At 74.7% G+C, this 20,108-nt stretch carries 14 protein-coding genes; 2 read left to right on the top strand and 12 right to left on the bottom strand.

Annotation, left to right across the window (positions count from 1 at the left end):
• Window positions 1–9: 9 nt before the first annotated feature.
• From GA0070603_RS25320 to prmC, 3 genes are read right to left on the bottom strand one after another with little or no spacing between them, the layout of a single operon-like run.
• Window positions 10–621, bottom strand: a complete 612-nt coding sequence (locus GA0070603_RS25320; protein WP_091318724.1) for an arsenate reductase/protein-tyrosine-phosphatase family protein — start codon at window positions 619–621, stop codon at window positions 10–12.
• On the bottom strand, window positions 622–1,266 hold the full coding sequence (locus GA0070603_RS25315) for an L-threonylcarbamoyladenylate synthase (RefSeq protein WP_091322297.1): 645 nt from the start codon (window positions 1,264–1,266) through the stop codon (window positions 622–624).
• A complete protein-coding gene (gene prmC / locus GA0070603_RS25310; RefSeq protein WP_091318721.1) occupies window positions 1,266–2,213 on the bottom strand; it encodes a peptide chain release factor N(5)-glutamine methyltransferase in 948 nt (315 codons plus the stop codon). The genes GA0070603_RS25315 and prmC overlap by 1 nt, the downstream gene beginning before the upstream one ends.
• Window positions 2,214–2,285: 72 nt before the next feature.
• On the opposite strand from prmC, the gene GA0070603_RS25305 reads away from it, so the two are divergent.
• Window positions 2,286–3,839 (top strand): GGDEF domain-containing protein, encoded by a 1,554-nt coding sequence (locus GA0070603_RS25305; RefSeq protein ID WP_091318719.1) that lies wholly within the window; start codon window positions 2,286–2,288, stop codon window positions 3,837–3,839.
• A gap of 11 nt (window positions 3,840–3,850) precedes the next feature.
• On the opposite strand, the gene prfA is transcribed toward GA0070603_RS25305, so the two are convergent.
• Window positions 3,851–4,939, bottom strand: coding sequence for a peptide chain release factor 1 (gene prfA, locus GA0070603_RS25300; protein WP_091318716.1), 1,089 nt, complete (start codon window positions 4,937–4,939; stop codon window positions 3,851–3,853).
• 109 nt (window positions 4,940–5,048) lie between these two features.
• Complete coding sequence (rpmE, locus tag GA0070603_RS25295; protein WP_091262200.1) at window positions 5,049–5,273, bottom strand: 50S ribosomal protein L31; 225 nt, start codon at window positions 5,271–5,273, stop codon at window positions 5,049–5,051.
• 239 nt (window positions 5,274–5,512) lie between these two features.
• Between rpmE and GA0070603_RS25290 the strand changes: the two genes are divergently transcribed.
• Window positions 5,513–6,409 (top strand): phosphatase domain-containing protein, encoded by an 897-nt coding sequence (locus GA0070603_RS25290; RefSeq protein ID WP_091318713.1) that lies wholly within the window; start codon window positions 5,513–5,515, stop codon window positions 6,407–6,409.
• 97 nt (window positions 6,410–6,506) lie between these two features.
• On the opposite strand, the gene GA0070603_RS25285 is transcribed toward GA0070603_RS25290, so the two are convergent.
• The 7 genes from GA0070603_RS25285 to thrC form a co-directional block, all read right to left on the bottom strand.
• Complete coding sequence (locus GA0070603_RS25285) at window positions 6,507–9,959, bottom strand: phosphodiester glycosidase family protein (RefSeq protein ID WP_091318710.1); 3,453 nt, start codon at window positions 9,957–9,959, stop codon at window positions 6,507–6,509.
• A 141-nt stretch (window positions 9,960–10,100) separates the two neighbouring features.
• The gene (rho, locus tag GA0070603_RS25280; RefSeq protein ID WP_091318707.1) at window positions 10,101–12,119 is read right to left on the bottom strand and encodes a transcription termination factor Rho; all 2,019 of its coding nucleotides are present in this window, start codon (window positions 12,117–12,119) and stop codon (window positions 10,101–10,103) included.
• A 294-nt stretch (window positions 12,120–12,413) separates the two neighbouring features.
• Entirely contained in the window at window positions 12,414–13,352 is a 939-nt protein-coding gene (gene thrB / locus GA0070603_RS25275; protein WP_091318704.1) for a homoserine kinase, read from the bottom strand.
• A 72-nt stretch (window positions 13,353–13,424) separates the two neighbouring features.
• Window positions 13,425–14,669, bottom strand: coding sequence for an MFS transporter (locus tag GA0070603_RS25270; protein WP_091318701.1), 1,245 nt, complete (start codon window positions 14,667–14,669; stop codon window positions 13,425–13,427).
• Between the two features lie 9 nt (window positions 14,670–14,678).
• On the bottom strand, window positions 14,679–15,497 hold the full coding sequence (locus tag GA0070603_RS25265; RefSeq protein ID WP_091318699.1) for a polysaccharide deacetylase family protein: 819 nt from the start codon (window positions 15,495–15,497) through the stop codon (window positions 14,679–14,681).
• A 164-nt stretch (window positions 15,498–15,661) separates the two neighbouring features.
• Entirely contained in the window at window positions 15,662–18,907 is a 3,246-nt protein-coding gene (locus tag GA0070603_RS25260; RefSeq protein WP_091318696.1) for an efflux RND transporter permease subunit, read from the bottom strand.
• A 123-nt stretch (window positions 18,908–19,030) separates the two neighbouring features.
• Window positions 19,031–20,080, bottom strand: a complete 1,050-nt coding sequence (gene thrC, locus GA0070603_RS25255) for a threonine synthase (protein WP_091318693.1) — start codon at window positions 20,078–20,080, stop codon at window positions 19,031–19,033.
• Window positions 20,081–20,108: the final 28 nt, after the last annotated feature.

Genomic DNA, 20,108 nt, shown 5'->3' with positions numbered 1-20,108 from the left:
GGATGAACCTCAGGGAAGGAGCGCGGCGGCCAGCGGCTGGACGGTCTCCTCGATCTCGTCGGCCACCCGGCTGAAGCACTGGTCGCCCCGGCCCCAGGGGTCGTCGAGGTCGTCGGTCGGCAGCGCGGCGCTGCCCTGTCGGGCCGCGTCCGCCGCCTCGACCAGCGCCACGCCCCGGGCGTAGACGGCCTCCGGGGTGGGCTCCACGGGCGGCAGCCCGGCCCGGTCCACCGTGCCGAGGAGCCGGCCGAACTCGCCCAGCACGAAGGTGCGCGCGGCGGCGTCCGGGCGCAGCGCCACCACGTACTCGTGCTGGTCGGCGGTGGCGGTGAGGACCAGGTCGGCGGCGTCGATGAGGTCGGAACGCAGCCGCCGGGCGGCGAACCCGTCCACCGCGCCGCCGCGCGAGGTCACCTGCCGGGCCGCCGGCGGGTTCATCTCCTCACCGGCGTGCCAGCCGCCGGTGCCGGCGCTGTGGCTGTGCACCAGTTCGTCCGAGCTGGCCGGGTCGACGCCGAGCCGGCCCAGCCGCTCCCGGACGGCGAGCACCAGCAGCCGCTCGGCCATCGGGGACCGGCAGATGTTGCCCATGCACACGTGCAGGACGGTGAACGGGGGCACTCAGACCCCCCGCTCGTCGAGGATGTCCGGCACCACGTCGCGCAGCTTCTCCAGGCTCACCGCGCCCTGGCGCAGCACCCGGGGCACCTCGCCGGTCAGGTCGACGATGGTGCTCGGCACCGGGTCCGGTGCCGGGCCGGCCTCCAGGTAGGCCCGGACGCCGTAGCCGAGCTGGTCGCGGGCCTCCTCGGCGGTGAGCGCGGCCGGCTGGCCGACCTTGTTGGCCGAGGCCACCGCCATCGGCCCGGTCTCCCGCAGCACCTCCAGCGCCACCGGGTGCAGCGGCATCCGCACCGCCACCGTGCCGCTGGAGTCGCCCAGGTCCCAGGCCAGGCTCGGCGAGTGCTCCACCACGATGGTCAGCGCGCCCGGCCAGAACGCCTCGACCAGTTCGCGGGCCGAGCGGGGCAGCGAGAAGACCAGGCCGTCGAGGGTGTGCCGGGAACCGATGAGCACCGGGGGCGCCTGCCGGGCGCCACCCTTGGCGTCCGCGAGGGCCTTCACCGCGTACGGGGTGAAGGCGTCGGCGCCGATGCCGTAGACCGTGTCGGTCGGCAGGACGACGAGTTCCCCGTTCTTGACCGCCTCGATCGCAGCGGCGATGCCGCGGTCCCGGTCGGCGGGCGACCGACAGTCGTAGAGCATCACGAGGAGCCAGTCTGCCACGCCGGGGCGGGGTCGGCGTGGTGGCCGTCCGCCCGGCGGGACGCGGTCGCGTACCGGGGCCGCCCGACCAGGTCACGATGCTCCTCGACCCGCTCGTAGCGGCCGTCGGCGGCGAGCAGCGCGGGCACCGCCGTGGCGTGGGTGTCGTCGTGCTCGACGCCGAGCACCCCGCCGGGGCGCAGCAGCGCGGCGGCCCGGCCCACCACCGGGCGGATCACGTCCAGCCCGTCCGCGCCGCCGAACACCGCCTCGTCCGGGTCGTGGCCGGCCACCTCGGGCGGCACCACGACCGACCGGGGCACGTACGGGGGGTTGCAGAGCAGCACGTCGACCCGGCCCACCAGGTCGGCGAGCAGCTCCGGGTCGGTGACGTCGGCGGCGACCACCTCGATCGGGCAGTCCCCCGCGGCGGCCCGCCCGGCGGCGTTGCGGCGCAGCCAGTCCAGCGCCGCCGGCGACCGTTCCACCGCCACGACCCGGGCCGACGGCAGCTCCTGGGCGACCGCCAGGGCGATCGCGCCGGAGCCGCTGCACAGGTCGACGACCAGCGGCGCGGGCGACCGGCGCGCCTGCTCGATCCCCCAGCCCGCCAGCAGTTCGGTCTCCGGCCGGGGCACGAAGACGCCCGGGCCGACAGCCAGTTCCAGGTGCCGGAACCCGGCGACGCCGGTGAGGTGCTGGAGGGGTTCCCGGGCCACCCGCCGGTCGACGAGCGTGTCGAGGCGGTCCCGCTGCGCCGGGGTCAGGCCGTCGGCGAGTGCCAGCCGGCCGCGCGGCACCTCCAGGACGTACGCGGCCAGCAACTCGGCCTCCGCGCGGGGCGCCTCGACGCCCGCCGCCGCGAGGGCCCGGGCCGCCCGGGCGACCGCCCGCGAGGGGCGCTCGCGTTCTGACCCTTCGGACGGGTGTTGCGGTAGGGAGGTCACGACATAATCATGAAGCGTCGCGGGTCACCTCACGAGCGGGTGCGTCCGGACGCACACACAGGGAGGTCGCGAGTGGGCTGGCTCGACCGGGTCGACGACCAGGTTGACGCCCTCCGGCGCGCCCGGGCGTTGCAGGAGGCCAGCCGCTCGGCGGAGGCGTGCGCCCTGCTGGACCGGGTCATCCGCACCACCGCCGACCCGTGCGCGCGGGCCGACGCGCTGGTGCAGCGCCTCTCCGCGCTGATCAATCTCGGTCGGACGGCCGAGTTCACCCGGGCCATCGAGGAGGCCTCCGCCGCCGTCCGGGACCTGGCCGAGCCCTACCTGCACGGGCACCTCAACGCCCTCGCGGCGCTCGCCGCCCACCACCAGGGCGCGCTCGACCGCTGCGTCACGCATCTGGTCCGGGCGGCCCGGGCGCTGGGCGCCGACGACGACCCGGACCGGGACACCGCCTGGGGCTGGCACGACCTGGCCATGGCCTACTCCTACCTGAGCTTCCACGGCCACGCGCTCGGCGCGATCGAGCGCGCCCGCCAGGTGGGGCTGACCGCCGGCATCCCGGAGGAGACCTTCGCCGCGCCCGGCATCCGGCTGCGCAACGCCGTGGCGCTGGACCACAACGGCGACAGCGACGGCTGCCTCCGGGTGCTCCGCGACGTGGCGGGCGACCTGGCGCGGTTCCTGCGCGCCGGGCGGGCCGGGAACCTGCGGCCGAGCAGCCTGGCCGCCTACGGCTACGCGGCGGCCCGGCGGGCGGCGCTCGGCGACCGGGTCGACTCCGGCGGAGACGCCGACCCGGCCCGGCTGCTCGGGCACGGCGGGGACAGCGCCCGCGCCCGTGACCTGCGCCAGCTCGGCCAGGTCTGCCTGGCCGTCGCCGAGGGGCGCCCCATCGAGGCGGTCGCCCGGCTGGACACCATCCGCGTCTCCGACGAGACGCTGGGCGCAGCCGAGGCGCCCCGGCTGCGCAGCGTGGCGCTGGCCCGGGCCGGTGACCACGCCGCCGCGCACCGGGCCGACCGGCACGCGTTCCGGCTGGCCGCACAGCGCAGCGACCGGCTGCGGGACGTCTACATCGACGGCATCGCCGCCCGCATCGACCACGAGGAGATGCGCCGCGAGGCCGCCCGGTACGAGGGCGAGGCGCTGACCGACCCCCTCACCGGGCTGCCCAACCGGCGCCGGCTGGAGCGCTACATCGGCGCGGTGGTGGCCCGTGGCGAACGGGTGGTGATCGGCGTCTGCGACCTGGACGGGTTCAAGGCCGTGAACACCCGGCACGGGCACCACTCGGGCGACCTGGTGCTGCAACGGATCGCCGGGGTGATCAACCGGGTCATGCGGCGGGGCGACTTCGTGTCCCGCTACGGCGGCGACGAGTTCGTGGTGGTGCTGCCCGAGACCGGCATGGCGGAGGCCGTCGAGGTGGCCCGGCGGATCCAGGCCGCCGTCCACACCGAGGACTGGGAGTCGCTGGTCCCCGGCACCCCGGTCGGGGTGAGCATCGGCTTCGCCGAGGTCGACGGGGGCACCGGGGTGAGCGTCCGGGAGGCGCTGGGCGCGGCCTTCGAACTGGCCGACCGGGAGATGCTGCGCGCCAAGGACCGCCTCCGCGCCTGCTGACGCGGGGCCGGTCAGCGGCGGCTGAGTTCCGTCTCCCCGGCCAGGCGGGCCGCGCGGTCGGCCTCGGTCAGCGCGTCGAGCACCCCGTCCAGCTCGCCGGCCAGCGCCAGGTCGAGGTTGTACGCGGTGTAGCCGATCCGGTGGTCGGTGATCCGGTTCTGCGGGAAGTTGTAGGTGCGGATCCGCTCCGACCGGTCCACGGTGCGCACCTGCGCCTTGCGGGCGTCCGAGGCGGCCGCGTCGGCCTGCTCCTGGGCTGCGGCCAGCAGCCGGGCCCGCAGGATGCGCATCGCCTGCTCGCGGTTCTGCAGCTGCGACTTCTCGTTCTGGCAGGAGACCACGATGCCGGTGGGCACGTGGGTGATCCGGACCGCCGAGTCGGTGGTGTTCACCGACTGGCCGCCCGGCCCGGACGAGCGGAACACGTCGATCCGCAGGTCGTTCGGGTCGATGGTGACGTCCACGTCCTCGGCCTCGGGCAGCACCAGCACGCCGGCCGCGCTGGTGTGGATCCGGCCCTGCGACTCGGTCACCGGGACGCGCTGCACCCGGTGCACGCCGCCCTCCCACTTGAGCCGGGACCAGACCCCGTTGCCGCCCTCCGGCACGCCCTTGGTCTTGATCGCCAGGGAGACGTCCTTGACCCCGCCGAGGTCGGAGTCCTGCGCGTCGATCACCTCGGTGACCCAGCCGTGCCGCTCGGCGTAGCGGGTGTACATCCGCAGCAGGTCGCCGGCGAACAGCGCCGACTCCTCGCCGCCCTCGCCGGCCTTGATCTCGACGATGACGTCCTTGGCGTCGTGCGGGTCACGCGGGATGAGCAGCTCGGCCAGCCGCTCCTCCAGCGCCGGCAGGGACGCCGCGATGGCCTCCGCCTCGGCGGCGAAGGCCGGGTCCTCGGCGGCCAGCTCGCGGGCGGCGGCCAGGTCGGCCCGGGCCTGCTCCAGCTCACCGGCGGCCTTGTGCAGCGGGACCAGCTCCGCGTAGCGCCGGCCGACCCGTCGGGCGGTGCCCTGGTCGGCGTGGATGGCGGGGTCGGCCAGCCGCTGCTCCAGCTCGGCGTACTCGTCGAGGAGGGCGGCCAGGCGCTCACTGCTCATGCTGCGGGTGCTCCTTCGACGGCGACCGGGCGGGGAGGGACGGAACAGGGCGGAAACGGACGAACGCCCGCGCCCGGCACGGAGCCGGACACGGGCGTCGTCGACGGAGCTACTTGGCCTTCTTGGCCTGAACCTTGGCGTACTTCTGCTGGAACTTCGCGACCCGACCGGCGGTGTCCAGGACGCGCTGCTTGCCGGTGTAGAACGGGTGGCAGGCGCTGCAGGTCTCGACGCTGATCGAACCGCCCTTGGCGGTGCTGCGGGTCGTGAAGGTGTTGCCGCAGGAGCAGCGGACCTCGGTGGTCACGTACTCCGGGTGGATGTTGGGCTTCATGTCGCCTCGGTCCTTTCGTCGGTGGTCGCCGGGTCGCCGTCGTGCTCCCCGTCGTCTCGACGGGCTCGGGCGTGAACCGGAACCGGTGGCCGATTGACCAGTGTGCCATGGGCTTCCACCGACCCGTCGAGCGGGCCGCACACCAGGTCCGGCAGGGGTAACGCTCACCGCCCGGTACGCATTCCCGCGCGCCGGGCGGGCATTCGTGGAGTGGCCGAGGGATGAACGGGAGGTACGGGATGTTCCGCCTGATCGCCACCCGCGGGCTGCCCGCTTCCGGAAAGACCACCTTCGCCCGCCGGCTCCAGCCCGGCGTGGTCCGGGTCAACCGGGACGACCTGCGCCGGATGCTGCACGGCGAGCGGCTCTTCACCCAGTGGGCCGAGGGGCAGGTCAGCCGGGCGCAGCGGGCCCAGGTGGAGGCGCTGCTGGCGGCCCGGGTGAGCGTCTGCGTGGACGACACCAACCTGCGCTCGCGCACCCTGCGGGACTGGGCCGAGCTGGCCGCCCGGCACGGCGCGGCGTTCGAGGTGCACGACTTCACCGACGTGCCGCTGGAGGAGTGCCTGCGCCGGGACGCCGCACGCCCCGAGGCCGACCGGGTGGGCGAGGCGGCGATCCGCCGGCTGCACGAGCGCTACCTGGCGAACCGCCCGTTACCGCTGCCGGTGCCGACGGCCCGGACCGGTGGCCCGGCGCGGGTGGAGCGGGAGGCCGCCGAGCGCCCCGACATCGTGCTCGTCGACATCGACGGCACGGTGGCGCTGAACGTGTCGCGCAGCCCGTACGACATGACCCGGGTCGGTGAGGACGCGCCGAACGGGGCGGTGATCGCGGCGGTGCGGGCCATGCACGCGGCCGGGCACGGCGTGGTCTTCTGCTCCGGCCGGGACGCCACCGCCCGGCCCGACACGGAGGCGTGGCTGGCCCGGCACGTCAAGGTGCCCTACCTGGCGCTGCACCTGCGGGCGGTCGGCGACCACCGCAAGGACGCCGTGGTCAAGCATGAGATCTACGAGCGGGAGATCAAGGACCGGTACCGGGTGGTCGGTGTCTTCGACGACCGGCAGCAGGTGGTCCGGATGTGGCGCTCGCTCGGCCTGACCGTCTTCCAGGTCGCCGAGGGCGACTTCTGACGTGCCTCCGCCGGCGGGCTCCTCCCCCAGGTCGAGGAGCCCGCCGGCGGGGCCACCGGCCGGGGGCACGGACGCACCTTCCGCGCCCCCGGGCCGGTCAGGCGGCGGGCGCCTCCGCCGCCGCCGTGAGGGCCACCGTCGCCTCGGTGCGGACGCCGTTCACGGTGACCGCGAGGAGCACCTGCCCGCCGGGACGCAGCGCGGTCAGCTGCCCGGTCGCCGGGTCGAACCGGGCCACGTGCCAGGGCTTCACCCCGTCGGCGGTGCCGATGTGCAGGTTCGGCGAGCCGGACCAGTCCGCGCTGACCGGGGCGGCCACGGGGACGGTACGGCCGGCGGGCTGGGTGAGCGTGGCCGTGACGGTGGCCGGCGCGCCGACCGCGACCTCGGCCGGGGCGGCCAGGGCGAGCCGGTCGACGTGGGCGTGGAACTCGGCGGCGATCCAGCGCGGCCCCTCGGCGAGCGGGTCCCGGCGGGCCTGCTCGGCCTCCTGCGGGGTCACCGGGTCGACGCCGAACTCGGTCCAGCCGGTGAAGCCGCCGAGCTGGGCCGGGGTGGACGGGTCCTTGCCCGAGTTGCCGTTGACCACGTACGGCACGCCGTCCACCCGGTCGGCGTGGAACGTGCCGACGTGCCCGTTCACCATGAGCGCGCCCTTGCCGGTGCGGTGCTGGAAGTCGGCCAGCCACTGCTCCACGAGGGCGGCCTCCTTCCGGTCCCCGAGCTGGCTGGCCTTGGCCGGGCTGGGGTCGCGGGGCGGGTGGTGGAAGAGCACGGTGACCGAGCCGACCGCCGGGTCCGCGGCCGCCGCGTCGAGCGTCTTCCGCAGCAGCTCCACCTGGTCGAACCCGCCGCCGCGCAGCGAGCCGGTGGCCGTGCTCAGGGTGAGGAACCGGGTGCCCTGGTGGTCGAAGACCCGCGAGGTGTCCCCGAACACGCTCCGGAAGTTACCGATCGGGGCGCCCATGATCTCGTGGTTGCCGGGCACGTAGTAGTACGGCAGCTCGCCGCCCAGTTCCTCGTCCAGGATCCGCTTGGCCAGCGCGAAGTCCGCCGGGTACGCGGTGTCCACGAAGTCCCCGTCGATGACCAGGAAGTCCGGCTTCGCCGCGCGGATCTCGCGGAGGGTGCGGCGGGCCTGGGCGACCAGGTCGCTGTCCGGGGCGGCGGCCACGAACTGGGCGTCGGACATGACCGCGAAGCGCCAGGGCGCAGCGTCCACCGTGCCGTCGCGCAGCACCACCCGGTCGGTGATGTTCGGCTCCTCCGGGGCCTGCGCCGTCGGGGGCACCCGGGCCACCAGGTCGTCGATGACCACCTCGCTCTTGTACTGCTTGGCCGGGTCGGTCTCGGCCACGTAGAACCGGCGGACCCGGACCGGGTACTGCACGCCGGGCGGGACGGTGAACTCGACGTACCGCCAGCCGGTCCAGGTCAGGTAGGGGCCACGCAGCACGAACTGGGTGTCCTGGGCGTCGTGCAGGTGCAGGCTGGGCCACTCACCGGTGCCGTTGCCCTTGATCCACATGCCGAAGGCCTGCGGCTGCCCGGGCACCTCGATCCAGGCCGGCGGGTCCGCGTACGCGGCGCGGGTGCCGGTGGACTGGCTGAAGTCGTACGACATCTTCAGGCCGGTGCCGGTGTGGCCCGGCGCCGGCGCGACCGCGCCGCTGGCCCGCGCCTGGCTGAACTTCCAGGAGGCGGCGTCGTCGAAGCCGGCCACGGGCACGTCAGTGAGCCCGATGGTGACCGGGAGGACTGTGGTCTTCGCGCCGACCGTGACGGTGACCAGCGCCGCGCCGGTGCCGCCGAGCGCCCGGACGGAGAGGTTGCCGTCGGCGGTGGGGGTGACGGCGAGCAGGTCCTCGTCGTACTCCAGCTTCAGGTCGGCCGGCTCGATCGGCGCGGTGTTCCCCTCCGCGTCGTAGCCGACCACGCCGAACAGTCCGGTGTCGCCCTCCTGGTTGAGGCCGAGCCGGTCCACCGTGGAGTCGATGCGGGCCAGGGGGCCCAGCACGGTCAGGTCGAGCGTGCCGCTGGCCTCGTCGCGCCAGGCGGTGACGGTGCTGCGGCCGGGCCGGCCGGCCCGGAACACCCCGTCGTCCACGGTGCCCTGCGCGGCGGGGTTGGCCCGCCAGTGCGGGGCGCCGGCGGCCGGGCCGTACGTCTCGTCGTAGCCCGCGGCGGTGAGCCGGCGGGTGAGGCCGGGGAAGACCCGGTCCGGCCGGCCGCCACGGATGGGGGCGACGCCGGGCGCGGCGGTCGGGTCGCTCGCGGTCTCCAGCCAGTAGCCGGTGAGTCGGCCGCTGCCCTGCGCCGCGTAGATGGCCAGGCCGTTCGGCACCGGTCGCTCGCTGCCGTCGGAGGGGCTGTTCTCCACCTGGACGGTCGCCGCGCCGGGCTCCCGGGCCAGCAGCGTCGAGGAGCCGCCGCCGTCGAGGTTGAGCGCGCTCCACGCGCCCAACTCGACCATCATGCGGCCCATCTCGGTCTGGGTGACGCCGCGGCTGTCCACCTGCCGGCCGTCCACGGTCAGCATGATCATCTTGCGGCCGTCGGCGGAGAACCCCACCGAGGTGCGCGGGGCGAGGCTCTGGTCGGCGATGGTCTGCACCACGCCGTCGCGGACCAGCACGCTGCCGCCGCCGACCGCCGCCCGCGGGCTGCTGCCGTCGGACGCCTTCGGCCGCCAGGTCAGGTCGACCGGGTCGCCGGGACGCAGCGCGGCGAGCGCGTCGGCGCCGGCCTCCCGGCCGAGCAGCACCGTGGTCCCGGCCGGGATCGGGCCCTCCCCCGCCGTGCCGGCCACTGTCGCGACCCGGCCGCCGGTCACCGTCACCTCGGCCACCCGCGCGCCGCCCTCCACGGCCCGCTTCCGGGTGTACGAGCCCCAGAGCGGGGTGAAGACGCCCACGCCGTCGCGCTGCACCATGTTGTTGAACTGGGTCAGCGGCACCGGACCGGCGGGCAGGCTCGCGGTGCCCTCGAAGCCGACCTGGATGACCCGGCCGAGCCCCTCGGCGCTGATCGCGGCGGCGTTGGTGTGCCCGGCGACCGGCGACTGGACCAGTTCGCCGGAGCGGATGCCGATGCCCTGCGCCGCGCCGGAGTTGTTGATGTCGAAGAAGTCTCCGTTGACCGCGGCTACCGCGCGGGAGCGGTCCACGGCCGCGCGCAGCGGCTCGTCGCGCGTGACCGCGCCGGAGTTGACGTAGTCGACGGTGACGCCGCCGGAGAGGTCGGCCGTGAGGGCGTCGGCCCGCAGCCAGCCGTCGGCGTCGTAGCGGTCGAAGGAGGTCAGGTCGAGTCCGGGGGCGACCGGACGGCTGGTCTTCGCGGTCTCCAGGCCGCCGGCCGGCTCCAGGCCGGTCCCGTCGGCGAGGGCGACAGCGGAGTCGGGACGTGAGGACGCCGCCGGGGCGTCCTCGGCGGGGGTACGCGGCTCGGCCGCGGCCGCCGCCGCACCGGGCGGAACCGGAGCGGTGAGGGTGAGCAGCGGCGTCAGCAGCAGGACGCCGGCGAGACGGGCGGATCGACTGCGGATTCGCATGGACCACAGTCAACCCGAGACTGAACAGAAGTTTCAATACCCTCCGGCTTAACCGAAGAAAAACTTCACCCGCTCCCCTGCCCGGTACGCGAAGAGGGGCACGGCCAGCAGGCCGTGCCCCTCGTCGGGAGATCCCTCAGCTCACTCGCCCGGGGTGGACTTCGCGATCTGCATCAGGAACTCGATGTTCGTGCGGGACTGCTTGAGCCGGTCCAGCAGGAGGTCGAGCGCCGCCTGCGAGTCCAGCGAGTGCAGCACCTTGCGGAGCTTGTGGACGATCGCCAGCTCCTCCGGCGCGAGCAGGACCTCCTCCTTGCGGGTGCCGGAGGGGTTGATGTCGATCGCCGGGAAGACCCGCTTGTCGGCGATCTTCCGGTCCAGCTTCAGCTCGGCGTTGCCGGTGCCCTTGAACTCCTCGAAGATGACCGTGTCGGCCATCGAGCCGGTCTCCACCAGCGCCGTCGCGAGGATGGTCAGCGAGCCACCGTTCTCGATGTTCCGCGCCGCGCCCAGGAAGCGCTTCGGCGGGTAGAGCGCGGTGGAGTCGATACCACCCGACATGATCCGGCCGCTGGCCGGCGCCGCCAGGTTGTACGACCGGCCGAGCCGGGTCACCGAGTCGAGCAGCACGACCACGTCGTGGCCCAGCTCGACCAGGCGCTTCGCCCGCTCGATCGCCAGCTCCGCCACAGTGGTGTGGTCCTGCGGCGGACGGTCGAACGTGGCCGCGATGACCTCGCCCTTCACCGACCGCTGCATGTCGGTGACCTCTTCCGGCCGCTCGTCGACCAGCACCACCATGAGGTGGCACTCCGGGTTGTTGCGGGTGATCGCGTTCGCGATCGCCTGCAGCACCATCGTCTTACCCGCCTTCGGCGGCGAGACGATCAGCGCCCGCTGGCCCTTGCCGATCGGCATGACCAGGTCGATGACCCGGGTGGTCAGGATGTGCGGCTCGGTCTCCAGCCGCAGCCGCTCCTGCGGGTACAGCGGGGTGAGCTTGTAGAACTCCGGTCGGCGCTTCGCCTCGTCCGGCTCCATCCCGTTGATGGTGTCGAGCCGGACCAGCGGGTTGTACTTGTCGCGCCGCTGCTCGCCCTCCCGGGCGCCGGCCCGCACGGCGCCGGTGATCGCGTCGCCGCGGCGCAGGCCGTACTTCTTGATCTGGGACATCGAGACGTACACGTCGTTCGGGCCGGCCAGGTAGCCGGTGGTCCGGACGAAGGCGTAGTTGTCGAGCACGTCGATGATGCCGGCGACCGGGACGAGCACCTCGTCCTCGCCGACCTGCGGCTCGCGGCCGCCACCGTCGCCGCCCTCGGCGCGCTCGCCGCGGCCCCGCCGGCGGTCCCGGAACCGGCTGCGCCGGCCGCGCCGGCCGCCGCCCTCGCCGTCGTCGTCACCGTCGTCGTTGCGCTCCGCGCGCTGGCCCCGGTCGTTGCGGTCACCCCGGTCATTGCGCTCGCCGCGGTCGGTGCGCTCGTTGCGGTCGCCGCGCTCGCCCCGGTCGGTGCGCTCGTTGCGCTCGCCACGGTCGGTGCGCTCGGCACGCTCGCCCCGCTCGGTGCGCTCGGCCCGGTCACCGCCACGCTCACCGCGCTCGGCACGCTCGCCGCCGCGCTCGGCACGCTCGGCACGCTCGCCGCCGCGCTCGGCCCGCTCACGGCCCCGGCCCTCGGCCCGCTCGCCGCGCTCGGCCCGCTCGCCCGTCTCGGCGGGAGCCTCCTCGGCACGGGTCTCGGCCGGCCGCGCCTCGGCGGCCGTGGTGGCCGCCCGGCTCCGGCGGCCACGGGTGCGGCCCTCGGTCGCCTCGGCCGCCGGCGCCGGCTCGGCGGTGCGCCGCTCGGTCTCGGCCCGCTCCTCGCGGACCTCGGCGTGCACCTCCTCGCGGGCGGGAGCGGCCGCGGCCGCGACCTCGGCCCGCGGTCGAGGGGTTCCGGCGGCGGCGCCGCCCTGCCGCTCGGTGATCGCACTGATCAGCTCGCCCTTGCGCATGCGAGCCGTACCGGAGATACCGAGCGACGCGGCCAGGCTCTGGAGCTCAGGCAGCAGCATCGCCGACAGGCCGGTACCGCTGCGCCGACGGCGTGTGGGGGCGGCAGTGGTGGCATCGCCAGCGACGTTGGAAACATCCGACGTCACGTCGGTGGTGTCGCTCAATGGATTCCTTCCCTCGATAGGCCGGGGCTGCCCGGAGTCGAAGACAGGTGGCCGGGCGGCCTCGGTGCACCCGCCTCGCAGGGACGCGTCGCGGGAGTCTGTGACACAGCAGCCGGTCGGTTTCCCGACTCACCAACGTCGGTGAGCAGGTCTCGCCGTCTGCGGCGACCTGTGGAAACTGCGGTGCGGCGTGGGCCTTTGGCAGGGGTGACGGGCTGACCGCCGAGAGCTTCGGGGGTGCGCCGACCCGCAGGAGATCGCATGCTTCGCGGCTGTGCTAGGTGTAGAGCGTAATCAACTCTTCCGACCTGCGGCAACAGGGTCCCGCTCGGCGTGTCCAAGTCTACCCCGGGCGACCCGGGCACCGCTGACGTCTATCGGCAACTCCCACCGGCGCCAATCTGTTCCCGCGTCGAACCCCGCCGGGACCTCGGACAACGCCAGCACGGTCGGCCCCGCCCCACTGACCACAGCCGCCACACCGGCCGCACGCAGCGCGCTGACCAGGGCCGCCGTGGCGGGCATGCCCGCGGCGCGGTAGTCCTGGTGCAGCCGGTCGACGGTCGCCGGCAGCAGCAGCCCCGGGTCGGCGGTGAGCGCGTGCACCAGCAGCGCCGCCCGCCCCGCGGTCAGCGCCGCGTCGCCGTGCGGGACGGTGGCCGGCAGCGCCGCCCGGGCGACCGAGGTCAGCCCGCGCTCGCCCGGCACGAAGACGGTGGGGCGGACCGCCGCCGCCACGGGCAGCGAGACGGCCCGGGCGCCGGCCGGCTCCGTCCAGGCCACGGTGAAGCCCCCGAGCAGGCAGGGCGCCACGTTGTCGGGGTGGCCCTCCAGCTCCGAGGCGAGCCGGAGCGCGGCGGCGTCGTCCAGCCGGGTCGCGCCGTCGGCGACCAGCGCCCGGGCCAGCAGCACGCCGGCCACGATGGCCGCCGAGGAGGACCCCAGGCCCCGGGCCTGCGGGATCCGGTTGACGCACTCCAGGGACAGCCCGGCCGGCTGCGCGCCGAGCACGTCGAAGGCGGCCCGCATGGCGGTCACCACCAGGTGCCGGTCGCCGTCGGGCAGCTCGCCGGCACCCTCGCCGGTCACCGCCACCCGGACGCCGCCGGCGGTCACCTCGGCCGCCACGTCGTCGTGCAGCCCGAGGGCCAGCCCGAGCGCGTCGAAGCCCGGGCCCAGGTTGGCGCTGGTCGCGGGCACCCGGACCCGGACGGGACCGGAGGTGAAAGTCATCGGCACCGGCTCATGCTAGGACCCGGCACCGACAGCGCGCCGGATCGCCCGGACCGTGGGAACGGCGCGACGTCACGGGGTGCGGCTCGGCGCCGCCTCCTCCACCGGCTCGGTGAGCGACAGCCGCCGGGTGGCGAACCGCCAGCCCAGCGCGTAGACCACGGTGACCAGCCCGCAGCCGGCCAGCACGGTCCGCTCGTCGACCGCGTCGACCACCAGCGCCACGACCAGTTGGCTGACCGCGATCGCCAGCGTCGCCAGCATCATGTCGGTGGCGAAGACCCGGCCGCGCAACCGGTCCGGCACCTCGCCCTGGAGGGCGTAGTTGGACAGCACCCAGTTGCTGCCGCCGCCCAGGTGGGCCAGGAAGACCAGCACCAGCACCAGCGGGAACCAGGGCGCCAGCGAGACGCCGACGTAGGCCAGGCCGTAGAGGGACATGGACAGGGCCAGGCCGGTGAGCAGCCAGGCCCGGTTGCTGAGCACCCGGCGCATCAGGATCGGGCCGACCAGCGCGCCGGCGCCGCGGGAGGCGAAGAGCAGGCCGGTGCCGATCGCGCCGACCCCGTACAGCCCGGCGAGCAGGGGGAAGACGGTCAGCACGCCGTTGCCCAGGCCGACCGCCGACTTCACGGTGACCAGGGCGAGCACCCGCGGCCGGTGGGCGATGTAGCCCAGCGCCTCGCGGATCGCCGGCCAGGTGCGGGGGACGACCGCCGCCGGGTCGCGCGGCGCCTGCAGCGGCCGGCGGATCAGCGCGGCCAGGCCCGCCGCGCCGGCCAGCGCCACGGCGGCCACCCAGAAGCTGGCGTACGGGCCGGCGGCGGCGCTGAGCACGCCGCCGAGCGAGGCGCCGACCACGGTCATGGTGCCCCAGGCCGAACCGGCGATCGCGTTGCCGGCGGCCAGGTCGGCCGGGTCGAGCACGTTGGGCAGGGCGGCCTGGGCCGCCGGCGAGTAGAACGCCTTCGCCACCGCCACGGCGGCGATCGACACCAGCGCCAGCCAGGCCGTGCCGGCGCTCCCGACGCCGAGCAGCAGCAGGATGCCGGCCAGCGCGGCGAGGTTGGCCGCCATCATGATCTTCCGGCGATCGAACCGGTCGGCGATGGTGCCGGTGTACGGGAGCAGCAGGGCGGTCATGCCCGTGTCCACGGCGAGCACCAGCGCGCCCCACACCCCGCTGCCGGTCAGCTCCGGCAGGAGGACGAGCAGCGGCACCATGACGAACCAGTCGGCGCCGAAGACCACCAGCTCGGCGAGGAAGAGGTTGCGGAAGTCGCGGTTGCGGACGAGGACCGAGACGGTGGGTGACACGCGGGCACCCTACCGGGCCGCTCCGGGGACGGCAGCACGGCGCAGCAGTTCGGAGACGGTCACGAAGGTGTAGCCGCGGGCGCGCAGCCCGGAGATCATGTCGGGCAGCCCGCGGAGCGCGACGAGCCGCCGCTCGGGGCCGACGTCGTGGCCGAGCAGGATGGTGCCGGGCCGCACGTCGGCCACGATCCGCCGGGCGTGCCCGGCCGGGTCGTGCGGATACTCCCCCTCGACCATCTGGAGCGTCCAGAGCACCAGCCGGTAGTCGAGCCGGGCGGCGGCGTGGAGCACGGCGCCACCCAGGTGCCCCCAGGGCGGGCGGAGCAGCCGGGGGGCCGTCCCGGTGGCCGCCGTGATCGCCTCATGGCTGCGGCGCAGGTCGTCGTAGGCGGTGTGGGCGTCCATCCGGGCCAGGTCGTGGTGCGCCCAGCTGTGGTTGCCCACCTCGTGCCCGGCGAGCCGGTCGCGGACGAGCGCGGCGTGCCGGCGGGCCCGCTCGCCGACCAGGAAGAAGGTGGCCGGCACCCGGTGCTCGGCCAGAGTGTCCAGCACCATGGGGGTCCACTGCGGCTGCGGCCCGTCGTCGAAGGTCAGCGCGACGAGCGGGGCGCCGGTGTGGACGCCCCAGACCACCTCCACCCCGCCGCCGACCTGCTGGTAGCGGCTGCCCAGGGTGGCGCTGGCCGGTCCGCCGCCGAGTGGGAGCCTGCGGTCGGCGATCCAGGCGGTCTGCGTGGTCCCGGCGACACCCAGCGCGGCGCCCCCGCCCAGCAGCGCGGCCCGGCGGAGCACCGCACGCCTGCCCCAACGGGCCACGCCGTCCGCCATCGCCCCCGCTTCCGGTCCGGCCGGCCGCCCACACGGGACGGGCCGCCACCTTGAGTAGGTGTCGGCTCACTCACCGTACCGCGCCGGGCGGTTTCCCACTGCCCCGTACGCAGCGGGTGGCCGTCCACCAGGGGACGGCCACCCGCGGCGGGGGGATCGCGCGGCTACTCCGTCGGCGGGAGCGGGGACCGGCGGCTCTTCGGCAGGCGCAACACCTCGAACTGGTCCGTGCCGTCGACCAGGGCGGCCGACGGCGCCGGGCGGGCCGGCAGGCCGTCAGCGGCCTCGGCCGGGCGCTCCCCGCCCCCCACGGTCACCGGGACCGGCGCCGGCGGCTCCGCGGGCACCGGGGTGCCGTGCCTGCGGGCCCGGCGCTCCCGGAAGGACTCCTTGGTGCGCTCCACCATCGTGTAGAGGGTCGGCACCAGGATCAGCGTCAGCAGCGTCGAGCTGAGCAGGCCGCCGATCACCACGACGGCCAGCGGCTTCGAGATGAAGCCGCCCTCGCCGGTCAGGCCGAACGCCATCGGCAGCAGCGCGAACACCGTGGCGACCGCGGTCATCAGGATCGGGCGCAGCCGGCGCCGGCCGCCCTCGACCACCGCCTCGGTCACGCCCATGCCCTGCCCGCGGTACTGGTTGATCAGGTCGAGCAGCACGATCGCGTTCGTCACCACGATGCCGACAAGCATGAGCACGCCGATCAGCGCCGGCACGCCCAGCGGGGTGCCGGTGAGCAGGAGCAGCCCGATCGCGCCGGTCGCCGCGAACGGCACGGAGATCAGCAGGATCAGCGCCTGGGTCAGGCTGCGGAACGTGCCCACCATGATCAGGAAGACGATCGCGATCGCGGCCAGCACGGCCAGACCCAGGTCGGCGAAGGCGTCCGCCTGGTCCGCGCTCACGCCGCCGATGACGAACGTCGCCCCCGGCACGTCCAGCGCGTCAAGCTTCCTCTGCAGCTCCTGGGTGGTGGCACCGAGGTTCGAGCCGGTCGCCGTGCCGGTCACCGACACGCTCCGCTCACCGTCGATGCGGGTCACCTGCTGCGGGCCCTCGACCTGGTCGACGTCGGCGATGTCGTCCAGCTTCACCGGGCCGACCGGCAGCGCCCGCAACTCGGCCACGCTCAGCGGCGGCCGGGCCCCGGTGCTCAGCACCACGTTCTGCGGGGTGCCGTCCAGGGTGACCTGGCCGAGCGGCGCCCCCCGGTACGCCTGGGCCACGACCTGCCCCACCGCCGCCTCGGTCAGACCGACCCGGGCCGCGGCGACCCGGTCCACTGTCACCTCGACCCGGGGCACCCGGGTGGCCAGGCCGGTGGTGACGTCCTCGACGCCCGGCGTGCCGGCCATCGCGTCCCGGACGGCCTCGGCGGCCCGGGTCAGCGTCTCCTGGTCGGCGGCCTGCACGACCACCTCGAGCTGGTTGGCGGAGGCGTTCTGCCCGCCGCCGAAGGTCACCTCGCCGGCCTCCGGGCCGAGCGCGTCGAACTCCTTGCGCAGCTTCTCGCGGACCTCCGCGGCGTCGGTGTCATCGGTGAGCGCCAGCGACCAGGAGGCGCTGTCGTTGCCGCCGCCCGCCCACGGGTTGTCGGCGCCGCCCGCGGTGACCTGGTACGTCGCCACCCCCGGCGTACGCCGGAGGATCTCCTCGACCCGTGCGGCGGCCTGGTCGGTGCCGGTCAGCCCGGTGCCCGCCGGCAGCTGCTGCCGCATGGCCAGCGTGTCCTGGCCCGAGTCGTCCAGGAAGTTGGTCTCCAGCTTCTGGGCCAGCCCGAAGGTGCCGAAGAGCACCAGCAGGCCCAGCGCCACGGTGGCCCAGCGGGTGCCCCGGGACCGGGTGGCGAAGCCGATCACCGGCAGGTACCCGCGCTGCAACGGGCTGCGCAGCTCCTTCTCCTCGGCGGCGTGCCGGGCGGCGGCCTCGTCGGCCCCGCCGCGCGACGGCCTGAGGAACCAGTACGCCAGCACCGGGATCACGGTCAGCGAGACCAGCAGCGAGGCGAGCAGGGCCACCGTCACGGTGATCGCGAACGGCGCGAAGAGCTGCCCCACGAAGCCGCCCACCAGCGCGATCGGCGCGAAGACGGCGACCGTGGTGAGGGTCGAGGCGGTCACCGCGCCGGCCACCTCGCGGACCGCGGCCAGGATGGCGTCCCGCTTCGGCTCGCCGTACTCCAGGTGCCGCTTGATGTTCTCCAGCACCACGATCGAGTCGTCGACCACCCGCCCCACGGCGATGGTCAGCGCGCCCAGGGTGAGCAGGTTCAGCGAGTAGTCGCCGGCCCAGAGCACGATCAGCGCGACAAGCACCGACAGCGGGATGGAGACCGCGGTGACCACTGTGGAGCGGACGGAGAGCAGGAAGACCAGGATCACCACGACCGCCATGAGCAGGCCGAGCAGGCCCTCGGTGGTGAGGCTCTCGATGGACCGCTCGACGAACGGGGCCTGGTCGAAGACCACTGTCAGGTCGGCGCCGGAGGCGGCCTCCAGCTCCTCCAGGCGGTCCCGGATGTCGTGGGAGATCGCCACCGCGTTGCCGTCCGGCGAGGCGGTGACGGCGATGCCGAGGCTGGGCTTGCCGTTGGTGCGGGTGAAGGCGGTCGCCGGGGCGAGCTGCTGCTCCACGCGGGCCACGTCGCCGAGGCGTACCGGGGCGGCGGGGGCGGTGCTGAGCACGATCCCGCGCAGGTCGTCCACGGTGCGGATCGGGGTGCCCACCTGCACCGGCAGCGAGCGGCTGCCGTCGATCACCGTGCCGGCCGGCAGCGCCACGCCGTTGGTCTTCAACGCCTGGGCGATCGCGGTCGGGGCCAGCCGGGCCGCGGCCAGCTTCGCCGGGTCGGGAACGATGGTCACGACCTGGTCGCGGGCGCCGGTGACGTCGACGGTGCGGACGCCGTCCAGCCCCTCCAGCTCCGGCACGACCGTGCCACGCAGCTTCTCGGCCAGGGCCCGCTCGTCGGCGCCGCCCGTGGCGGCGACCACCACGGCGGGCAGGTCGTCGGTGCTGCCGGCGATCACCTGCGGGTCGACGCCCTCGGGGAGCTGGGCGTCGATCCGGCTCAGCGCGGTCTGCATCTTGTTGACCACGTCGTCCAGGTCGGTGCCGAACTCGTACTGCACCTGGACGGTGGCGGAGCCCTCACGCGAGGTGGAGGTGACCTTCTCCAGCCCCGGGATGCCCTGGAGGCTGTTCTCGATCGGCTCGGCGACCTGGGACTCGACGATCTCCGGCGCGGCGCCCGGGTACGGCGCCACGATGAACGCGGCCGGGAACTCCAGGGACGGCAGCAGCTGCTGCTTCAGCGACGGCACGGCGAACGCCCCGAACGCCGTGGTCACCAGTGCGATGAGGGCGATCAGCCCCCGGTTGGCGAGACTGAATCTGGCGAGCAGCGACATCGGCGTTACTCACTCCTGCAAAGGGGTGTACGGGGTGCCCAGGAGTCTGCCGCACACGATCACGCTCCCACGCACGGACCCCGACGCGCGTGACGGCGCCCGCTCCCCGCTGGCGCGGGCCGGTCAGACCAGGTCGAGCGAGCGGGCGGCGGCCAGCGCGTCGTTGGCGATGGTCAGCGGGGCGGGGGCCGTGGAGATGGCCCACTCCGGGTCCTTGAGACCGTGGCCGGTGACCGTGCAGACCACGGTCGCGCCGGCCGGCACCCGCCCGGCGGCGGCCTGCTGGAGCAGGCCGGCCACGCTGGCCGCGCTGCCCAGCTCGACGAAGACCCCGACCTCGCGGGCCAGCAGCCGGTACGCCGAGAGGATCTCCCGGTCGGTGACGGCCGAGATCAGCCCGCCCGAGGCGTCGCGGGCGTCGATCGCCTTGGTCCAGCTCGCCGGGTTGCCGATCCGGATGGCCGTGGCGATCGTCGACGGCTCCGGCACCACCTGCCCGGTGACGATCGGGGCCGCGCCGGCGGCCTGGAAGCCGTACATCCTCGGGGCCTTCGTGGCGTTGCCGTCGCGCAGGTCCTCCGAGTAGCCCATCCAGTAGGCGGAGATGTTGCCGGCGTTGCCCACCGGCAGGCAGTGGATGTCGGGCGCGTCGCCGAGCGCCTCGACGATCTCGAACGCGGCGGTCTTCTGCCCGTGCAGCCGGTCGATGTTCACCGAGTTGACAAGCGCGACCGGGTAGTCCTGGGCGAGCTTGCCGGCCAGCGCGAGGCAGTCGTCGAAGTTGCCCTGCACCTGGAGCAGCTTCGCGCCGTGGACCAGCGCCTGGGCCAGCTTGCCCAGCGCGATCTTGCCCTGGGGCACCAGCACGGCGCAGGTGATCCCGGCGCGGGCCGCGTACGCGGCGGCGGAGGCGCTGGTGTTGCCGGTGGAGGCGCAGATGATGGCCTTGTCACCGGCCTCGACGGCCTTGGAGACGGCGACCGTCATGCCGCGGTCCTTGAACGAGCCCGTCGGGTTCGCCCCCTCGACCTTGAGCCACACGTCGGCGCCCACCCGGGCGGAGAGCACCGGCGCCGGCAGCAGCGGCGTGTTCCCCTCGTTGAGGGTGACGACGGGAGTGGCGTCGGTGACGGGCAGCCGGTCCCGGTACGCCTCGATCAGACCCCGCCACATGTCGCACTCCTCGCCTCTGCCGCCCCGG

The organism is Micromonospora chersina (assembly GCF_900091475.1).
GTDB classification, from domain to species: Bacteria; Actinomycetota; Actinomycetes; order Mycobacteriales; family Micromonosporaceae; genus Micromonospora; species Micromonospora chersina.
This window is presented reverse-complemented; position numbering and strand designations above follow the sequence as displayed.

What these genes read in the sequence shown, in the direction of transcription:
- GA0070603_RS25315 (WP_091322297.1), bottom strand. Translation starts at nt 1,266, where the DNA reads ATGCTCTACGACTGTCGGTCGCCCGCCGACCGGGACCGCGGCATCGCC.
- prfA (WP_091318716.1), bottom strand. Translation starts at nt 4,939, where the DNA reads ATGAGCAGTGAGCGCCTGGCCGCCCTCCTCGACGAGTACGCCGAGCTG.
- rpmE (WP_091262200.1), bottom strand. Translation starts at nt 5,273, where the DNA reads ATGAAGCCCAACATCCACCCGGAGTACGTGACCACCGAGGTCCGCTGC.
- GA0070603_RS25290 (WP_091318713.1), top strand. Translation starts at nt 5,513, where the DNA reads ATGTTCCGCCTGATCGCCACCCGCGGGCTGCCCGCTTCCGGAAAGACC.
- GA0070603_RS25285 (WP_091318710.1), bottom strand. Translation starts at nt 9,959, where the DNA reads ATGCGAATCCGCAGTCGATCCGCCCGTCTCGCCGGCGTCCTGCTGCTG.
- thrB (WP_091318704.1), bottom strand. Translation starts at nt 13,352, where the DNA reads ATGACTTTCACCTCCGGTCCCGTCCGGGTCCGGGTGCCCGCGACCAGC.
- GA0070603_RS25265 (WP_091318699.1), bottom strand. Translation starts at nt 15,497, where the DNA reads ATGGCGGACGGCGTGGCCCGTTGGGGCAGGCGTGCGGTGCTCCGCCGG.
- GA0070603_RS25260 (WP_091318696.1), bottom strand. Translation starts at nt 18,907, where the DNA reads ATGTCGCTGCTCGCCAGATTCAGTCTCGCCAACCGGGGGCTGATCGCC.
- thrC (WP_091318693.1), bottom strand. Translation starts at nt 20,080, where the DNA reads ATGTGGCGGGGTCTGATCGAGGCGTACCGGGACCGGCTGCCCGTCACC.